Genomic DNA, 1,055 nt, shown 5'->3' with positions numbered 1-1,055 from the left:
GGGCGGGAGGCGGGGCGTCCGGGGCGGCATTCCCACGCAGAGCGTGGGAACGATCAAGCCGCGGCCAGCAGCGCTTGGCGCTGGCGCAGCAGGTGGAACGCCACAAACGCCGAAACCGCAAAGCTCGCCTGGATCATGATCATCGGCGTGGCACTGCCATCACGCAGATGGCTCAGCAACAGGCCACTGCACGTCGCGCCAAACATCTGCGAAAAGCCCATCAACCCCGCCGCCAACCCCGCACGATGGGCGTTGGGCATCACCCCGCCCGTCACCGAGCCCGGCAACACCAGGCCGCCGCCGAGGGTGACCAATGCCACCGGAATATCCAGGCCCAGCGCCGACAGGCCGAACAGCTCGTAAATCACCACCGCTAGAATCCCGCCGATGGCGACCAGCATCACGCCCATCGACACAATGCGTTGCGGCCCCAGGCGCAGGATATTGCGCCGGGTGTAGGTAGAACCCACGATCAGCATCGACACGATCAGGCCAAAATTAAGCCCGTACTCCAGGCTGCTGAACCCCAGCAAGTTGATAAACACCGCCGATGAACCCGCGATCACCGCGAACATCGCGCCGTAGGTGCAGGCCAACGCCACCGCGTACGCCCGATACTGGCGGCCCTTGAGCAAATCCAGGTATTGCCCGCCGAGGGTGCGCCAATGCCCGGCCTTGGGGTCCAGAAAGTGATTGCTCTCGCGAAAGAACAGCAGCGCCAACACCAGCACCACGCTGCCGATCACCAGCGCCAGCACGATCGGCGCCTGCCAGCCCAGCAGCTTGATCAGCAACCCCCCAATCATCGGCGCCACAACGATGGCGTAGAGCATGCCGATCATGGTCAACGCCAGCGCCGGCCCCGCTTCGGCCTTCCACACATCACGCACCACCGTGCGCGCCAGCACCAGCGCGGCGCAGGCGCCCAGGCCTTGCAGCACGCGGGCGGCAATGAACTGTTGAATGTCGCTGACCAGCAGCATCGACAGGGTTGCCAGCACATACAGCGCCAGGCCGCCAAGTAGCACGGGGCGACGGCCGATGCGGTCCGACAG

At 65.4% G+C, this 1,055-nt stretch carries 1 protein-coding gene; it reads right to left on the bottom strand.

Annotated features, from left to right (window positions below; translation table 11 throughout):
* Positions 1 to 53: 53 nt before the first annotated feature.
* The coding region (locus FEM54_RS33025; RefSeq protein WP_138454333.1) for an MFS transporter at positions 54 to 1,055 on the bottom strand (1,002 nt) is incomplete at its 5' end.

Origin of the sequence: Pseudomonas edaphica (assembly GCF_005863185.1) — a bacterium.
Classification (GTDB): Bacteria; Pseudomonadota; Gammaproteobacteria; order Pseudomonadales; family Pseudomonadaceae; genus Aquipseudomonas; species Aquipseudomonas edaphica.
Note: the sequence above shows the minus strand (reverse complement) of the source record. Positions and strands in the feature narration are given on the sequence as shown.